Here is a 16,935-nt window from a genome sequence, read left to right as displayed (position 1 = left end):
CGATAGATTGGGTCAATCCAATGAAACACTCGGTTAAGGCCACTTGGATGCGCGGGGGTACTAGCAAATGCTGGGTCTTCGAGCGAAGTGCGCTCGAAGTTCCCGGCTTCACCGCCGATGAGGTGCTGCTGCGCCTCTTCGGCTCTCCTGACCCGCGCCAAATCGACGGTGTCGGCGGCGGAACCTCGACGACAAGCAAGGCCGTCATCCTCAGCCCCAGCGAGGAACCCGGCGTAGATGTCGACTATACCTTCGCGCAGGTGGGCATCGAGCAAGCCGTGGTGGACTGGGGCAGCAACTGCGGAAACTGCTCGGCAGTCATCGCTCCGTACGCGCTCAAGCACGGCTGGGTTGATGCCATTGACGGCCAGGTGACCGTGCACATCCGCAATACCAACACCGGGCAGCTGCTCGTCGAACGCATGAACCTTGACGGCACCCAGTCCGCCGAGTTCATTCCCGGGGTACCCTTCCCCGGCCAAGCAGTGGAGATCGGCTTCCTCGATCCGGCCGGCGGCACCACCGGCCAGCTCTTGCCGGCCGGCGAAGCGCTGAGCACGCTGCAGGTAGCCGGCAACGGTACGCAGCCGGGGTTCGAGGCAGAGGCCACGCTGATCGATGCCGGAGCGCCAGTAGTCATCATCAGCGCCGCCCAGGCCGGCCTGGATGCCGTGGATTTCGCCGACTGGCCGGCTCAGGCGCTGGCCGAGTCCGAAAAGCTGGAGAAGATCCGCCGGGCCGGGGCCGTGGCCATGGGCCTGTCCGACAGCGCCGAATCCGCGCAGCGGGCCATCCCGAAACTGGCCATCGCCCAGGCAGCGGATCAAGGCGACGAAGGCGATTTCAGGGTCATGATGCTCTCCATGGGAGCGCCGCACCCGGCCTTGGCCATCACAGGCAGCGTCGCGCTGACCATGGCCGCACGGAAGCGGGGCACGATCATCGCCAATCTGCTCTCCGCGGAACCAGGCGAGGTGCTGCGCATGCAGACCCCTGCAGGGCAGATGCAGACCTGGCAGCGCGAGATCGAGGGCAGGACCGCGGTCGGAACCACCCGAACTGCCCGCGAGCTGGCCGAGGCGCAACTTAGCTTCGACCCGGTCGCCCCGCCCGAAGTGCAGGCCACTGCCATGCTGGCCGGCGAACCAGCGCTCGCCCCTGCGTCCGCGCAGTTGCTCGATGATCCGCCGCCGCACAAGCGCCGCACGGTCTTCGCCTCGGTGGCGGCATTCGCCGCCCTGGGGCTCGGAGCCACCCTGCTCGGCGGCGGTCTGCTCAACCCGCCGGCCACCACCGCCGATGGCGACTATGCTGGCGAGACCCTGGAAATGGTCATCCCGCTGGCCGAGGGCGGCGGCACCGATACCTGGGCCCGCTTCGTCGGCCAGGAACTGGTGCACGACATTCCCGGGCAACCGGGATTCGCCCCGATCAACGAAGCCGGCGGCGAAGGCATTACCGGCAGCAACCGCTTCGCCAGCTCGGCCGCCGATGATGGGACCGAACTGCTGGTGAGCACCGCTACCACCGTGGTGCCGTGGGTGCTGGACCGCGATGTGGTGCGCTATTCCTTCGACAAGCTGGAACCGGTACTGGTCAACGGCACCGGCGGGGTGATCTACGCCCGCACCGACGCCGGCGTGGACGGAGTCAAGGACTTGGTGGACCGCAAGAAGCCGCTGGTCTTCGGCGGCATCACCGCCACCGGCCTGGACCTGACCACGTTAGTCGCCTTCGACCTGCTCGAAGCCGACATCTCGGCGACCTTCGGTTTCGAGGGACGCGGTCCGGTGAACCTGGCCCTGCAGCGCGGCGAGGTGGACATCGACTATTCGACCACCTCCTCCTACCACTCGGCGGTGGAACCTCTGGCCGAGGAAGGCTCCGCCACCGTGCTGATGTCCTTCGGGCAGCTCGACGAGAACGGCAAGGTCGTGCGGGATCCGAACTTCCCCGACGCGCCAACCGTCGTCGAGGTATACGAGGAGCTGCACGGCAAGGCGCCGAGCGGGCCGAAGCTGGAGGCCTACAAGACCCTGCTGGGCCTGACCTATACCTACCAGAAGGGCCTGTGGGCACCGAAGGACGCACCCGAGGAAGCTGTCGAGCTGCTGCGCGAGTCCGCGCACCAGCTGTCCGAAGACAAGGAATTCAACGACAAGGCCGAGGATGTTCTCGGCGGCTACCCGATCGTCGCAGACGAGAACCTCTCCCAGCGCGTCAAGGACGCGTACACCGTCACCGAGGAGACCAAGGGCTACGTGACCGCGTTGCTCAAGGACTCCTACGGAATTGAAATCGACTAAGGAGGCAAGCAATGCTGGAATCCGCAATGGCCGCATTGGCTTCGCTGGCCGACCCGAGCATGCTGCTCATGCTGCTCATCGGCGTCATCTCGGGACTGGTCATGGGCCTGATCCCCGGCCTGGGCGGCACCGCCGCCGTGGCCATCCTGCTGCCCATCACCTTCGGCATGGACCCGGCCTCGGCGCTGGCCCTGCTGATCGGCGCGCTGGCGGTGGTGCACACCTCGGATACGGTGTCGGCGATCCTGCTCGGCGCCCCGGGCTCCGCCTCGGCCTCGGTGACGATGCTCGATGGCTACGCCATGGCCCGCAAGGGGCAAGCCAAGCGCGCCCTGTCCCTGGCCTTCCTCTCCTCGATGGCCGGCGGGCTGATCGGCGCGGTCGGCCTGACCTTGGCCATCCCGCTGGCCCGCCCGCTGGTCCTGTCCTTCGCCAGCCCTGAGCTGTTCATGCTCACGGTGCTCGGCGTCGCCTTGGCCGCGGTGCTCTCCCGGGGCAACGTGATCAAGGGGCTGACCGCCGGCCTGGCCGGTCTGCTGGTGGGAATGATCGGCACCGCGCCGACCACCGCGGAAGAGCGCTTCACCTTCGGTTCGCTGTTCCTCGGCGACGGGCTGTCGCTGGTGGCAGTGGCCCTGGGCGTCTTCGGACTGGCCGAGATCGCCTCGCGCGCCAGCCAGCGCCGCGGCGACCAGCAGAGCGTAGAAGTAACCGGCGGCTGGGGCTCGGGCATCCGCGAGTGGCTGGGGCACTGGTCCCAGGTGCTGCGCGGCGGGCTGATTGGCATCTGGGCCGGCGTGCTGCCGGGCGTGGGCGCCACCGCAGGCACCTGGCTGGCCTACGGCCAGGCGGTGGCTACCGCCAAGGACAAGCGCAAGTTCGGCAAGGGCGACCCGCGCGGCATCGTCGGGCCGGAGAGCGCGAACAACTCGGTGGAAGCCGGCGATTTGATCCCCACCTTCCTGTTCGGCATCCCCGGAGGCGTGCCTTCGGCGATGCTGCTGGGCATGCTGCTGACCTACGGCATCCAGCCGGGCCCGAGCATCATCAACGAGCACCTGGACCTGATGTACATGATCATCTGGGCCTTCGCCATCGCCTCGGTGCTTGGTGCCCTGTTCTGCTTCCTGACCGTGCGTCCGCTCTCCTCGCTGACCAAGGTTCCCTTCGCTGTCCTGGCCGCCGGCCTGGTGGTCATCATGCTGCTGGGTTCCTTCCAGGACGGCGGTCAGCTGGGCGACCTGTGGGTCATGGTGCTGCTGGGCGTGGCCGGCTGGGTGCTGAAGTCCACAGGATTCCCGCGGGCTCCTTTCCTCATCGGCTTCGTGCTGGCGATCCCGATGGAGCGCTACTACTTCCTGACCGACAGCCTGTACGAGGGCTTCGAGTGGATGCTGCGTCCGGGACCATGGTGTTCATCGCCGTGCTCGTGCTGCCGATCCTCTGGAACGTCTTCAAGTGGGTCCGTTCCCGCCGCAAGCTCGGCGCCGACGACGATCCGAAGTCGGACAGCGCTCCGGATGCCGAAGCACCGCTGAAGAACTCGGTGTGGTCTCTGGCCGCGGCCGCAGTGCTGCTGCTGGTCTTCGCCGGATCGTTGCTGCTCTCCTCCAGCTACTCCCCGGATGCGAAACTTGTTCCGCAGCTGGTCGGCTGGGTCGGAGTTATCATGTCCGGAATCCTCCTGGCGCTGGAACTGCGCACCCGCAAGACGGCGATGGCCGCGGACCGGCAGGTCAACGTATCGGCCGCAGCCTATCTCACCGCGCCTGCCGAAGCCGTCCCCGTAGCTGCAGGGCATGCACCATCCGGCACTGCCCAGGCAACGGCTGCGATCCACCAGCCGGACACCGGTCCGGGCACCGGATATCCGGCTGGAACCAGCACAGCGGGCACTGGCCGCAACTCGGCTTGGGGCCCCAAGTGGACCAACGATGCGTCTTTCGCCTTGCGGACTTTCAGCTGGATGGCTGGGTTCCTCGTGCTCACCTCGCTGGTGGGATACCTGGCAGCCATCTCGGTCTTCGTTCCGGCCTTCCTGCTCATCGTGGCCCGAGCAAAGCTGAAGACCACGATGATCTACACGGTGGTGTTCTTCATCCTGATGCTGGCCCTGCCGTCATTGCTTCCCATCGACCTGCCACAGGGCCTGCTGGCCAACTGGCTCTGATTCCGAGATCCATTAGGAGAACACCATGGCTATCATCGCCTGCTACAGCGACACCCCCGCGGGCCGCTTGGCCATACGGCGCGGGCTGGCCGAGGCCCACAAGGCACAGGACCGGTTGCTGATCGCGAACCTGGACAAGGAGCCGATCACCGAGCAGCATCTGGACATCGACCTCGATGCCCTGCTGGATCTCGGGGTTCCACTGCAGATCCTGCCGCAGGACGGCCCGGTCCATGACGCTGCCGATTTCGTCCTCCAGGCAGAGCAGGAGCATTCCGCCGCATTGATCGTCCTCGGGCTGCGCAAGCGCTCGCGCGTAGGCAAGCTGCTCATGGGCAGCATCGCCCAACGCATCCTGATCGAGGCCGACTGCCCGGTGCTTGCAGTGAAGGCGAAAGACTAGTCCTTCGCTTCGCCAACAGAATCAACCAACGCAATCCCCGCCCGCATTTTCAACAGATGCAGGCGGGGATTGTGTTTGCGGTCCACCATCCATGGGCGGTGCCCTATCTCACGAATATTTTCACAAGACGCTTGTACAAGTTAATTGTATTCTGTACCTATGGAATTTGAGCAAGAGCCGTCAGACCTTCCAGAGCAGATGCATGAAGCGTTGTCGCCGCTGCTGAGCCTGATACGCACAGCCCGGTCCATTTCCCCGGGCAAGCTGGGCATTTTGCACACCCTGGCCACCGAAGGCCGGGCAAGTGCCGCCCGGATGCGGCAGGCCATCGGGGTCAGCCAGCAAGCCATCTCGCTGACCACCAAGGAGTTGGAAGGCCTCGGGCTGATTGAGCGGCACCGGGATGAAGCCGACCGGCGCAAGCTCTGGTTCAAGCTCACCGATGCTGGCCGGCAAAAGCTGGAGCATGAAATCCAGCTGGGCCAGAGGGCGTTGATGCAAGCCATCGGCGAGAACCTGAGCGATGAAGAGATTTCCCTGATCCGTGCCGCCTTGCCTGCACTGAAGAAGATCAACACGGCGGTCCGACCATGAATCGCACCGCAACCGCCCGAAATCCGCTGGTGCCGACGCTGGTCTTTGCCGCGCTCGCCACTGCCATCGTCTCCTCGCTGGGAATGCTGCTGGTCCCCTCGATTTCCCAGCGCTTCGACGTCGACGTTGCCACCGCCCAGTGGATGCTCACCGTGAATCTCCTGGCCGGCGCCGTGGCAACACCCATCATGGGACGACTCAGCGATGGACCGCATAAGAAGCGGCTGCTGCTCGCTTCGCTTGCAACCATGTTCGTCGGCTCGGTCATGGCGGCGGCCGCGCCAACCTTCGGGGTATTTCTTGCCGGACGCGTGCTCCAGGGCCTGTCCTACGGCATTGTCCCTGTCACCATCGCCATTGCCCGGCGCTACGTGCCTCCCGAGCACGCGCAGAACACCATCTCTACCCTGTCGGTGACCGTTGCCTCCGGAATCGGCATCGGCTATCCGCTGACCGGCATCATCGCCGGCATTTTCGACTACTCCTTCGCCTTCTGGTTTGGTGCGGTATTCGTGCTGGCCACCATCTTCGTTGTATGGAAAGTCGTCCCCTCGGGCCCCGATGGCCGCGCAGAGCAGCACCCCTTCGACTTCGCCGGCTCCTGCTTGCTGGCGGTGGGGCTCGGTTCCCTGCTGCTGACCATATCCGAGGGACCCAAATGGGGTTGGGTCTCTGGGACCACCCTCGCACTGGCCGCTTTTTCAATCATCGTGCTGGCCCTTTGGGTACGGGTGGAAATCCGCCTGGACCACCCTTTGATCAACCTTCGCACACTGAAGCAGGGCGAAGTCCTCCTGGCCAATATCTCGGCCATCGCCCTGGGCGCGGCACTGTATATCGCCATGTCCGTCTCGTCACTGGTAGCCCAAGCGGATACCGCAACAGGATACGGGCTGAGCCTCCCGGTCTTCTGGGCAGGATTTGTGATCTTCCCGCTCTCGGTAGGCAGCTTGGCCGCCAACCGCACGGTTCGGGTATTGGCAAAGCGCGTTGGCATGCAGGTCATGCTTCCCGTTGGGGCGATCATCATGGCAGCTGCTGGAACCATGCTCTGGCTGCTCCATGCGGAGCTCTGGGAGATCTTGCTGAGCATGCTGGTCTTCGGCATCGGCATGGGCGCAAGCTACGCGGCGATGCCGGCATTGATTGCCCGCAGCGTGGCGACCCAGGAACTGGGCAGCTCCGTAAGCTTCAACCAGGTGCTGCGTACCGTGGGCTCTTCCTTCGGCACGGCGATTTCCGCGGCAATCATCGCCACCCACCCGGGACTCAACGGCGAGGCCAGTCCCGAAAGCATCGACATGACTTTCCTGCTCGGTGCCCTGCTGTGCATCGGACTCGGCGTGGCACTACTGGCCGATTCCGCACGGCGCCAGGAAAAGTGGAAAAGATAGTCGCCGATCCTGGAGGCAGAAAACGCCCCGATACCGCAATGGCATCGAGACGTTTCTGGATTCGGGAGTGCCTAAAGTTCTACGATCTCGAATTCCAGCAGTTCAGCGCCGGTGGCCACCGGTTTCTTGGCATCGTTGCCGGCATGCGCCGCATCCGCGCGCTGCGCGCGCCAGTTCTCGAAGTCCTCGCGGGTGGCCCACTGGGTGTACACGAAGTACTTGTCTCCACCGTTGACCGGACGCAGCAGCTTGAACCCCTCGAAGCCCGGCGAAGAATCCACCGAATGCTTGCGAGCGGCGAAGCGCTTCTCCAGTTCCGGTCCGGCTTCGCCGGGAACCGATAGGGCATTGATGACGACAATCGACATGTTCAACCTTTCGTGACCGGGTTTCGACGATAGGGAAACCCTCTGCTTCCACCCTACGCCTGCGCATTCTTCACCGCAGGCCGGCGTGACGAACTTGGTCCGGCTAGTCGGCATGCTCCATTGGCCAGCAAAGTTCAAAGCGTTCCAGGACCAGCTCTCCCCCGGGTTGGAGCGTGTCTTCAGGTTTCCAATCGACACCAATTGATTTTTGCGTACGGCGCCAGAATTTCTCATGTTCTGCGCGCCAGTATTCCAACGAGAGATCACCTTCGCCCTCAGCTGCGGCAAACTGGGCATCCACCTCGAAGAACGATGCGCGCTCGACGGACAGCACGCGCAAGATTGCTCGCGGCTGACCGTCGCCGTCGCAAACGATGCAGTGGTCTTCAGGCTGCGGGACACGTTCGTTGTAATAGGCGTAGTCGCTAGCCAGAGATGAAGTCGCCCGCTTGGTTCCGTGCAGCATTTCGTGTAGCAGCTCATCGGCAAGCGCAGGGTTATCCCCGAACGATTCGGCTACATGATGCGGCGCATCAGCCAGCGGAATCCCCCTGCTCCCCAGATACTCGGACCACATCTTCTGGGCAGCTTCAGCATTGACAGGAGGCAAGTCAGGAACGGAATTTTCTGCCATGCCTAGATCCTAACCGCGGACAGCATCCAGCGTGACGATGAACTGGCCGTCGCCAATCCCGCCGTTGGCTAACCACCGCGTTGCGGCAGGCCGGACCGCTGGCGTCATTTGCCATCCTCGAAACTGCGTTTCAAGGTTTCCGGCCTACGCAGATCCCCGAGGGTTGAGAGCACGTCCAGTCGCGGTGCCCGATGCTGATTACCCTTACTTCCAGGGCAAGTGAAACCAGCTGGCGGGGCAACTCCGATACGCTTGGCGTTCTTCAACTGGCGACGCCAGTGGACATAGGTCTTGATGCCGAAGGCCAGCAACACGGCCAAGACCACGAGGCCGAGGACTACCGACGCCTGGACAACCTCGCCCAAGGACAGGTCCTCGACTTCCTGGGTCAGCACCGATGCAACAGTAATCGTGTCCATACCCAATTCCTGTATCTAGAGTTGCGTCTGCTTCATCCCCACGTGGCTGCCAGTCTATGGGCTGCGTTGCTGGAATGGTCCAGGACACGGCAATCGATATGCGTTTGTTACGGACTTCCCGGACACCCGTCAACCACGCGATGAATACGCGCCAAACTCCGGTATTCCGCCGTGCCTAATCAGAAGCAATTCCCCGCAAAAAGGCTTCGGCATCCTGCTCTTTTGCAGGATGCCGAAGTCATTTCCCAGTGCCTAGTGCTCGCGGCGGATCAGCTGGCCGGATGGGGTCTGGAAGTCCACGTCATTGCCGGCAATGATCGAGCGGCGCACCACGCCGTGCAGGGTCTTGCCCTGGTACGGGGAGATCGGATTCTTGTGGTGAAGCTTCTGCACGTCCACCTCGAAGGTGTCCTCTGGAGCGAAGATCGCGAAGTCGGCGTCCTTGCCCTCCTCGATGCTGCCCTTGGCGCCCAGGCCGGCGAGCTTGGACGGGTTGACGCCCATCCACTGCACAACCTGTTCCAGCTTCAGTCCGCGCTGCTTCGCCTCGCTCCAGATCAGCGGCAGGCCCAGCTGCAGCGACGCCACGCCGCCCCAGGCGACACCGAAGTCGCCGTTCTCCACGTCCTTCAGATCGATGGTCGATGGCGAGTGGTCCGAAACGATGCAGTCGATAACGCCTTCCTCCAGGCCCTTCCAGAGCAGCTCGCGGTTGTCATTCTCGCGGATCGGCGGGCAGCACTTGAAAGCGGTGGCCCCGTCGGGGATGTCCTCCGACAGCAAGGTCAGGTAGTGCGGGCAGGTTTCCACGGTGAGCTTCACGCCCTCGGCTTTCGCCTCGCGGATCATTTCCAGCGCATCCGAGCTGGACAGGTGCAGCACGTGGGCGCGCACCCCGGTGGTGCGGGCACGTTCGATCACCTGGGCGATGGCGGTGTTCTCGGCATCGCGCGGGCGCGAATCCAGGAATCCGGCGTACTTGCCGCCTACCGGCTGCGGGGAGTTGTCGATGATCTCGGCGTCCTCGGCGTGCACGATCATCAGCGAGTCGAAGGAGGCCAGTTCGGCCATGTCCTCTTCCATCTCGTCAACGCTCAGGGACGGGAACTCGTCCACTCCCGAGTGCAGCAGGAAGCACTTGAAGCCGAAGACCCCTGCTTCGTGCAGCTCGCGCAGGTCCTTCTTGTTGCCCGGGATGGCGCCGCCCCAGAAGCCGACATTCACGTAGGCGTTCTTGCCAGCGGCCTCGCGCTTGATCTCCAGCGCTTCGAGGTTCACCGTGGGCGGGATGGAATTCAGCGGCATATCCACAATGGTGGTCACGCCACCGGCGGCCGCGGCCTTGGTGGCCGATTCGAAGCCTTCCCATTCGGTGCGCCCTGGCTCGTTCACGTGCACATGCGTATCAACGAGCCCGGGCAGCAGCACCTCGTCGGCGGCCACCTCGATCACGCGGGTACCGGACAGACCGGTGCCGTAGGGCTCAACGGCGACAATCTTCCCATCGCGCACGCCGATTTCGCGCGGCGCGATGTCCTGCCCGGCCAGCACTTGCTGCCCGCGCAGCACCAGGTCAAAGGTGGTTCCGGTGGTGTCTTGGGTCGATGCGCGTCCGACAGCTTCGTTGATGCTCATGAGGCGTTCCTACTCGTTGATAGCTCAGGTTTCTTGGTGCTCGGCAGCTCTATGCCGAACCTGGATTGTTGTGGCGCGAGGCACACCCGAAATGGTGAACCGGTGCCTCGCGCCCAACGTTGCGGGGTGCAGGTCAGCGACGACTTCCCTTTCAGGCACCCACAGCGGCCGAGGTTGCCAGCGGAACCAACGCGGTGGGCGCATCCGCGGCATCCAGGGCCAGGTCTTCGAATTCATTGACGGCATCCAGCTGCGCGCCCATGGCGATGTTGGTGACCTTTTCCAGGATCACTTCCACCACGACCGGCACCTGGTGCTCTTCGGCCAGCGCATTGGCCTGCGCGAATCCGGCAGCCAGCTGGCTTGGATCCTCGATGCGCACCGCCTTGCAGCCCAGGCCTTCGGCGACCTTCACGTGGTCCACGCCGTAGCCGTTGGTTTCCGGGGAGTTGATGTTATCGAAGCCCAGCGACACGTGGTAATCCATTTCGAAGGCGCGCTGCGACTGGCGGATCAGGCCCAGGTAGGAGTTGTTGACCACCACGTGCACGTACGGCAGCTTGAACTGCGCGCCGACGGCCAGTTCCTCGATCATGAACTGGAAGTCGTAGTCGCCGGAGAGGGCCACGACCTTCTCGCCCGGCTTGCCGCGCACCACGCCCAGGGCGGCCGGTCCGGTCCAGCCCAGCGGGCCGGCCTGGCCGGCGTTGATCCACTTGCGCGGGCCGTAGACGTGCAGCATCTGCGCGCCGGCGATCTGGCTCAAGCCGATGGTGGACACGTAGGTGGTGTCCTGGCCGAACGCGGCGTTCATCTCCTGGTACACGCGCTGCGGCTTGATCGGGATGTTGTCGAAGTTCGTCTTGCGGTGCCCGGTGGACTTGCGGGCGGTGGCCTCATCGGCCCACGCCGAGTAGTCCGGCAGGGTGCCGGCGGCGTTGCGCTCGCGCACCACTTCCAGGATGGCATCGATAGCGGCGCCGGCATCCGAGGTGATCCCCAGATCCGGGGAGAAGACACGGCCGATCTGCGTGGGCTCGATGTCCACGTGGATGAACTTGCGCCCGGCACGGTAGGTCTCCAGGTCGCCGGTGTGGCGGTTGGCCCAGCGGTTGCCCAGGCCCAGCACCACGTCGGATTCCAGGAAGGTCGCGTTGCCGTACTTGGTGTGGGTCTGGATGCCCACCATGCCCGACTGCAGTCGGTGGTCATCAGGGATGGCGCCCCAGCCCATCAGGGTCGGGGAGACCGGGATGTTCAGCTCTTCGGCCAGCTCGACCAGCTTGTCGCTCGCGTTGGCGTTGATCACTCCGCCGCCGGCGATGATGATCGGCTTCTTGCCGCCGAGCAGCATATCCACCATCTTCTCGGCCTGGCCGCGGGTGGCTTGCGGCTTGGATGGCGCCAAGGGCTCGTAGGCGTCGATGTCGAAGTCGATCTCGGCCATCTGCACGTTGATCGGCAGGTCGATCAGCGCCGGGCCGGGACGGCCCGAGCGCATGATCTGGAAGGCCTTGGCGAAGGTGCCCGGCACCAGGCCCGGCTCCAGGATGGTGGAGGCGTACTTGGTGACCGGCTTGGCGATGGACTCGATGTCCACTGCCTGGAAGTCCTCCTTGTGCAGCACGCTGGTGGGTGCCTGTCCGGTGATGCACAGCATCGGGATGCTGTCGGCAATCGCGGCGTACAGGCCGGTGATCATGTCGGTGCCGGCTGGGCCCGAGGTGCCCAGGCACAACCCGATCTTGCCGGTGGCCCGCGAATAGCCGTCGGCCGCGTGGCTGGCGCCCTCGACGTGGCGGTGCAGGGTGTGGCGGATGCCGCCGTGGGCCTTCATGGCCGAGTACAGCGGGTTGATGGCGGCGCCGGGCAGGCCGAAGGCCTCGGTGGCGCTCTCCTTCTGCAGGATCTGTACGATGGCATCTACTGCGCGCATCTTTGGCATTTCAGTCACGTCCTTAGGAGCACCGGCAAGGGTGCAGGTGGGTTGCTTGGGAGAAAGCTTGGGAGAAAGATAAGGAAACCTGCGGCGGGGCGGAAGGTGCATGAGTCACCACAACGCCGTTTCCTTGAGCATCGGATGCCGGCAATGAGCTGGAACAAAGCCCATTGCGCGGCGGGCGGGGCCTGCGTTGGCAGCTTGCCGTGTCATCAAGCGGCCTGCATCGGCCGGGCCCGCAATTGCGCGGCCAGCATCCGAGGAAGCGGAGATACCTTGGCCTCCCCGCCGCAGGAAGTCAGTGTGCCCTGGGGTGGTATTCCCTAGGCAGGAACCGGGGCCTCGACCTTGCCGGCCAGGCGCTGCACTCCGCGGAACAGCCCGGAGTGATCCAGTGCACCGTCACCGGAGGCGACGGTGGAGGTAACCAGCTGGGCCACCAGTGCACCTAGCGGAAGCACTACGCCGGCTTCGCGGGCGGCGGAGGTCACGATGCCCATGTCCTTGTTGTGCAGGGCCAGGCGGAAGCCCGGGGTGAATTCGCGGTCCAGGATCTTCTGGGCCTTCTGGTCAAGCACCTTGGAGCCGGCCAGGCCGCCGCCGAGGACCTTGACTGCGGCGTCGGTGTCCACGCCGTAGGCTTCGAGGAACAGCACCGCTTCGCTCAATGCCTGGATGTTGGCGGCGACAATCAGCTGGTTGGCCGCCTTGACGGTCTGGCCCGAGCCCGAGGGGCCCACCAGCACGATGGTCTTGCCCACTGCTTCCAGTACCGGCTTGGCGGCGTCGAAGTCCGCCTGCTCGCCGCCGACCATAATGGACAGCACGCCCTCGATGGCTCCTGCTTCGCCCCCGGAGACCGGGGCATCCAGCGGGCGCAGGCCTGCTTCGCGGGCCGCGTCCGAGAGCTGCACTGCGACGTCCGGGCGGATCGAGGAGTTGTCGATCCACAGGGCGCCGGGCTTCGCGTTGGCGAAGACGCCTTCCGCGCCGAGGGTGACGTCCTGGACATCCGGGGAGTCCGGGACCATGGTGATGATGACGTCGGCGTCGGCCACTGCTTGCGCGATCGATGCGGCCTTGGTGCCGCCAGCGGCTGCCAGCTCATTGCCGGCCTTGTCGCTGCGGTTGTAGCCGGTGACGTTGTAGCCGGCGTTGACGAGGTTCTTTGCCATCGGCAGGCCCATGATTCCCAGTCCGATGAAGGCGATGTTCTGCGACATGTGATTCTCCAAAAAGTCTTGTGCGAAAGGTGTTCTCTAGGCGGTTGCGTTGCTGCTGGCGGTCTGCATCCAGTCGAAGGCTGTGGCGGCGTCCTGCTTGTATTCCAGGGCGACGTTGCCGCTGTAGCCCAGCTCGCGGGAGCGGGCGATCCAGTCCAGCAGCGGCAGGCTCCCGGTGCCCGGAGCTCCGCGGTCTGGCGCGTCGGCGATCTGGATGTGGCCGAAGTCCTTGGCATGCGCCTCGATGACGGCGGGCACATCATCGCCGTTGACTGACAGGTGGTAGAAGTCTGCCAGCAGCGCGATGTTGCTTTCGCCCTGGGCCTTGACGGCGTCGACGACAGCGAGCGCCTGGGCCGCGGTCTTCAGCGGGTAGGCTTCGGTGCCGGAGACCGGCTCGATCAGCACGCTGCCGCCCACCTTGGCCACGCCCTGGGCCGCGGCCACCAGGTTCTCCAAGGCCAGTGCGTCCTGGGCCGCCGGGTCGGCACCCTCGATGCGGTTGCCGTACAGGGCGTTGAAGGCCTTGCAGCCGGTTGCTTCGGCGATGGCCACTACGGCATCGATGTTGTCCTTGAATTCGGCTTCGCGTCCCAGCCAGGAAACCAGGCCGCGGTCGCCTGCCGGCATGTCGCCGGCGAAGAAGTTCAGTCCGTCGAGCTGGACGCCGGCGTTGGCCAGCGAGGCGACGAATTCGTCGATCTGCTTATCGGAAGGCGCTGCTTCGTTGAATGGCCACCAGAATTCGACGCTGTCGAAACCTGCCTGCTTGGCGGCATCCGCGCGCTGCAGCAGTGGCAACTCGGTGAGGAGGATCGAGCAGTTCAGAGTGTAGGACACTGGATTTCCCTTCAAGAACACCTTCCAATAATTCCGCTTTATGGAAGTTAGCTTTTGCTTTATGAAAACTGTAGGACGAGACGCCGATCACTGTCAAGAAGGTTTCCCGGCAATTTGCCGAACCGCCCGAAGGCTGCCTAAATACCTATCCTCATGGGATTAGAGTGGGCGGCAGGGCCAAGCACGCAGGCAAAGAACTGTTCACCTGCAGTTTCCTGGAATGGAATAAAGCGCTCCAGAATACGCGAAGAATACCGCTTTGCGAAATTATCATTTTCTATTGCGGTAATGTGATCCAGAGCATAGAGTGGTGGGTACTCACCTGGCACATATCTCGGAGTGACTTCCTAGCTCAGGAGCAGCCATGCTTTATCCATCGTGCTTCACGCACAGCGCACTGCCGCTTGCCGCCGCACCGCGCCCGGCCATGCCGCTTCTCGGCTCGCCGGCCGAGTTCTACGCTAATTTCGGACAGCCGATCTACCCGTAAGCGGGCCCGCCTCGCTGCCTTGCGTCCCCGCACGGCAGGCACGGGCCGTTGCACTCAACGTTCCGCTTCCCCCAGATTTGTCATTTTCCCTGCTGCAGTGCGCCCGGATGCGCCGTGCCCGGATTCATGACCCTTTGACAAGGATGTCCATCATGTCGCAAAAGACCCCTGAAATGGTGCCCATGGACGCACCGCAGGAGAACCCGCCCACTATCGACCGGGTCAATCCCTTCGAACTGAGCGCTTCGCTCTACAACCAGGATCTGGCACCAACCACCCGCAAGGGACGCACCTGGAACTCCTACAGCATCTTCACCCTGTGGGCCAACGACGTGCACTCGCTGGGCAATTACACCTTCGCCATCGGGCTCTTCGCATTGGGCATGAGCGGCTGGCAGATCCTCGGCGCCTTGGGCATCGGAGCGATCCTGCTCTTCGCGTTGCTGAATTTCTCGGGGTTCATGGGCGAGAAGACCGGCGTCCCTTTCCCTGTGATGAGCCGCATCGCCTTTGGCATCACCGGCGCCCAGATCCCGGCGTTGCTGCGCGGGGCCGTGGCCATCGCCTGGTTCGGCATCCAGACCTACCTGGCCGCCCAGGTCCTCTCGGTCATGGTGATCGCCGTGGCGCCGGGCTCCGCGGCCCTGGAGCAGGCCAGCTTCCTGGGGCTGAATGCGCTTGGCTGGATCTGCTTCGTGGTCCTGTGGGCCGTGCAGCTGGTGATCGTCAGCTACGGCATGGAAATGATCCGCAAGTACGAGGCCTTCGCCGGCCCGGTCATCCTGGTCACCTTCCTGGGCCTGGCTATCTGGATGCTGTTCGAATCCGGCTTCAACGTGTCGATGAGCACCGGCGAGCCGAAGTCCGGCGTCGAGATGTGGACCGCGATGTTCGGTGCGGCCGCCCTGTGGGTTTCGATCTATGGCACTTTCGTCCTGAATTTCTGCGACTTCACCCGCGGCGCATCCTCCAAGAAAGCCATCGTCAAGGGCAATTTCTTCGGCATTCCGCTGAACATGCTGTTCTTCGGTGCCATCGTGGTGGTGCTCACCGGCACGCAGTTCTCCATTAACGGCCAGGTCATCACCTCGCCATCGGATATCGTCGGAGCCATCCCGAACACGGTGCTGCTGCTGCTGGCCTCCGCCGCCCTGCTGGTGCTGACCATCGCGGTGAACCTGATGGCCAATTTCGTCGCACCGACCTACGCGTTGACCAACCTGTTCCCGAAGAAGCTGAACTTCCGTGCCGCCGCACTGATCTCCGGGGTCATCGGACTGGTCATCCTGCCTTGGAACCTGTACAACTCCCCCGAGATCATCAACTACTTCCTGGGCGGCCTGGGCGCGCTACTCGGCCCGCTGTTCGGCATCATCATGGCCGACTACTGGCTGATCCGCAAAGCCCGGATCAACGTCATGGACCTGTACCGCTCGGATGCCGATGGCACCTACTACTTCACCCGCGGCGTGAACTACCGGGCCGTCGGAGCGCTGGTGATCAGCTCGATCATCGCACTGGTGCTGGCCTTCGTTCCCGCCCTGCACGTTGTTGGCCCGTTCGCCTGGTTCCTGGGTTCGGGCGCCGGCGCCCTGGCCTACCTGGCCCTGGCCAAGCGCCAGCACGATTTGGCAGACATCGATGGCGAGCCGATCGCCGTGGCACCAACCCACTAGGACTACTCATGCGCATTCTGATCCTGAACGTCAATACCACGCAATCCATGACCCGCGCCATCGGGGATTCCGCCCGGCAGGTCGCCTCGCCAGGCACGGAAATCGTCGAACTGACCCCGGACTTCGGGGCCGATTCCTGCGAAGGCAATTTCGAAAGCTATCTGGCCGCCATCGCCGTAATGGACAAGGTGGTCCGCTACACCGAGCCTTTCGACGCGGTCATCCAGGCGGGCTACGGGGAGCACGGCCGCGAGGGCCTGCAGGAGCTGCTGGATGTCCCGGTTGTGGACATCACCGAAGCCGCCGCCTCCACCGCCCAATTCCTCGGCCACAAGTATTCGGTGGTCACCACGCTGGACCGCACGGTGCCGCTGATCGAGGACCGGTTGAAATTGGCTGGCCTGACCGACCGGCTCGCCTCGGTGCGTGCCAGCGGGCTGGGCGTGCTGGAACTGGAATCCGATCCGCAGCGCGCGGTGGCGGCCATTGTCGAGCAATCCCGCCAAGCGGTCGAGCAGGACAAGGCCGAAGTGATCTGCCTGGGCTGCGGCGGCATGGCCGAGCTGGAGGACCAGGTGCGGCTGGCCACCGGCGTGCCGATTGTCGATGGCGTGCGTGCGGCGGTAACCATCGCGGAGTCGCTGGTCCGGATGGGGCTGAGCACCTCCAAGGTGCGCACCTACGCTCCCCCGCGGCCCAAAACCGTAACCGGCTTTCCGATGGTCCCGGCGACCGCCGGCCTGGCGAGCCGCTGAATGCCAAGCCAAATGGCAGGCTCAACCCAGCGAGCTCACAGTCAGCCGTTCTAGAGTAATAAGTACCTCATGAAGGTGCGAGTGATGAC

At 64.2% G+C, this 16,935-nt stretch carries 15 protein-coding genes; 8 read left to right on the top strand and 7 right to left on the bottom strand.

The genetic code is table 11. The features are described 5' to 3' along the window. The first annotated feature begins 20 nt into the window (after window positions 1-20). From ANI01nite_RS16970 to ANI01nite_RS03435, 5 genes are all read left to right on the top strand, one after another. Window positions 21-2,306, top strand: a complete 2,286-nt coding sequence (locus ANI01nite_RS16970; RefSeq protein ID WP_255314380.1) for a PrpF domain-containing protein — start codon at window positions 21-23, stop codon at window positions 2,304-2,306. A gap of 11 nt (window positions 2,307-2,317) precedes the next feature. Beyond that, window positions 2,318-3,844 carry a tripartite tricarboxylate transporter permease gene (locus ANI01nite_RS03450; protein WP_255314379.1) on the top strand — a complete coding sequence of 509 codons (1,527 nt, stop codon included), beginning with the start codon at window positions 2,318-2,320 and terminating at the stop codon, window positions 3,842-3,844. Between the two features lie 657 nt (window positions 3,845-4,501). Next, complete coding sequence (locus ANI01nite_RS03445) at window positions 4,502-4,879, top strand: universal stress protein (protein ID WP_141356035.1); 378 nt, start codon at window positions 4,502-4,504, stop codon at window positions 4,877-4,879. A gap of 159 nt (window positions 4,880-5,038) precedes the next feature. After that, window positions 5,039-5,473 carry a MarR family winged helix-turn-helix transcriptional regulator gene (locus ANI01nite_RS03440; protein ID WP_141356033.1) on the top strand — a complete coding sequence of 145 codons (435 nt, stop codon included), beginning with the start codon at window positions 5,039-5,041 and terminating at the stop codon, window positions 5,471-5,473. Then, a complete protein-coding gene (locus ANI01nite_RS03435; RefSeq protein WP_141356031.1) occupies window positions 5,470-6,867 on the top strand; it encodes an MFS transporter in 1,398 nt (465 codons plus the stop codon). The genes ANI01nite_RS03440 and ANI01nite_RS03435 overlap by 4 nt, the downstream gene beginning before the upstream one ends. A 71-nt stretch (window positions 6,868-6,938) precedes the next feature. Here the strand turns inward: ANI01nite_RS03435 and ANI01nite_RS03430 are convergent, their stop codons facing one another. The 7 genes from ANI01nite_RS03430 to ANI01nite_RS03400 form a co-directional block, all read right to left on the bottom strand. Further along, window positions 6,939-7,235, bottom strand: coding sequence for an antibiotic biosynthesis monooxygenase family protein (locus ANI01nite_RS03430; protein ID WP_121867579.1), 297 nt, complete (start codon window positions 7,233-7,235; stop codon window positions 6,939-6,941). Between the two features lie 103 nt (window positions 7,236-7,338). Further along, on the bottom strand, window positions 7,339-7,869 hold the full coding sequence (locus ANI01nite_RS03425) for an ASCH domain-containing protein (protein ID WP_141356029.1): 531 nt from the start codon (window positions 7,867-7,869) through the stop codon (window positions 7,339-7,341). Between the two features lie 104 nt (window positions 7,870-7,973). Further along, window positions 7,974-8,288, bottom strand: a complete 315-nt coding sequence (locus tag ANI01nite_RS03420) for a hypothetical protein (protein WP_141356027.1) — start codon at window positions 8,286-8,288, stop codon at window positions 7,974-7,976. Between the two features lie 252 nt (window positions 8,289-8,540). Next, on the bottom strand, window positions 8,541-9,923 hold the full coding sequence (gene allB, locus ANI01nite_RS03415; protein ID WP_121867581.1) for an allantoinase AllB: 1,383 nt from the start codon (window positions 9,921-9,923) through the stop codon (window positions 8,541-8,543). Window positions 9,924-10,074: 151 nt separating this feature from the next. Further along, window positions 10,075-11,868, bottom strand: coding sequence for a glyoxylate carboligase (gene gcl / locus ANI01nite_RS03410; RefSeq protein WP_141356415.1), 1,794 nt, complete (start codon window positions 11,866-11,868; stop codon window positions 10,075-10,077). Window positions 11,869-12,185: 317 nt separating this feature from the next. After that, complete coding sequence (locus tag ANI01nite_RS03405) at window positions 12,186-13,097, bottom strand: 2-hydroxy-3-oxopropionate reductase (protein ID WP_073707054.1); 912 nt, start codon at window positions 13,095-13,097, stop codon at window positions 12,186-12,188. Window positions 13,098-13,121: 24 nt separating this feature from the next. Next, complete coding sequence (locus ANI01nite_RS03400; RefSeq protein ID WP_141356025.1) at window positions 13,122-13,925, bottom strand: hydroxypyruvate isomerase family protein; 804 nt, start codon at window positions 13,923-13,925, stop codon at window positions 13,122-13,124. Between the two features lie 364 nt (window positions 13,926-14,289). Here ANI01nite_RS03400 and ANI01nite_RS16965 point away from each other — a divergent pair, with 364 nt between their 5' ends. The 3 genes from ANI01nite_RS16965 to ANI01nite_RS03390 all read left to right on the top strand — a co-directional run bounded on the left by ANI01nite_RS16965 (window position 14,290) and on the right by ANI01nite_RS03390 (window position 16,846). Beyond that, window positions 14,290-14,415 carry a hypothetical protein gene (locus tag ANI01nite_RS16965; RefSeq protein ID WP_255314377.1) on the top strand — a complete coding sequence of 42 codons (126 nt, stop codon included), beginning with the start codon at window positions 14,290-14,292 and terminating at the stop codon, window positions 14,413-14,415. 182 nt (window positions 14,416-14,597) lie between these two features. Beyond that, window positions 14,598-16,091, top strand: coding sequence for an NCS1 family nucleobase:cation symporter-1 (locus ANI01nite_RS03395; protein ID WP_255314404.1), 1,494 nt, complete (start codon window positions 14,598-14,600; stop codon window positions 16,089-16,091). Between the two features lie 8 nt (window positions 16,092-16,099). After that, window positions 16,100-16,846: an aspartate/glutamate racemase family protein gene (locus ANI01nite_RS03390; RefSeq protein WP_038992932.1), complete on the top strand. Its 747-nt coding sequence runs from the start codon at window positions 16,100-16,102 to the stop codon at window positions 16,844-16,846. Window positions 16,847-16,935 lie beyond the last annotated feature (89 nt).

It is taken from the genome of Glutamicibacter nicotianae (assembly GCF_006539525.1).
Taxonomy (GTDB): Bacteria; Actinomycetota; Actinomycetes; order Actinomycetales; family Micrococcaceae; genus Glutamicibacter; species Glutamicibacter nicotianae.
Note: the sequence above shows the minus strand (reverse complement) of the source record. Positions and strands in the feature narration are given on the sequence as shown.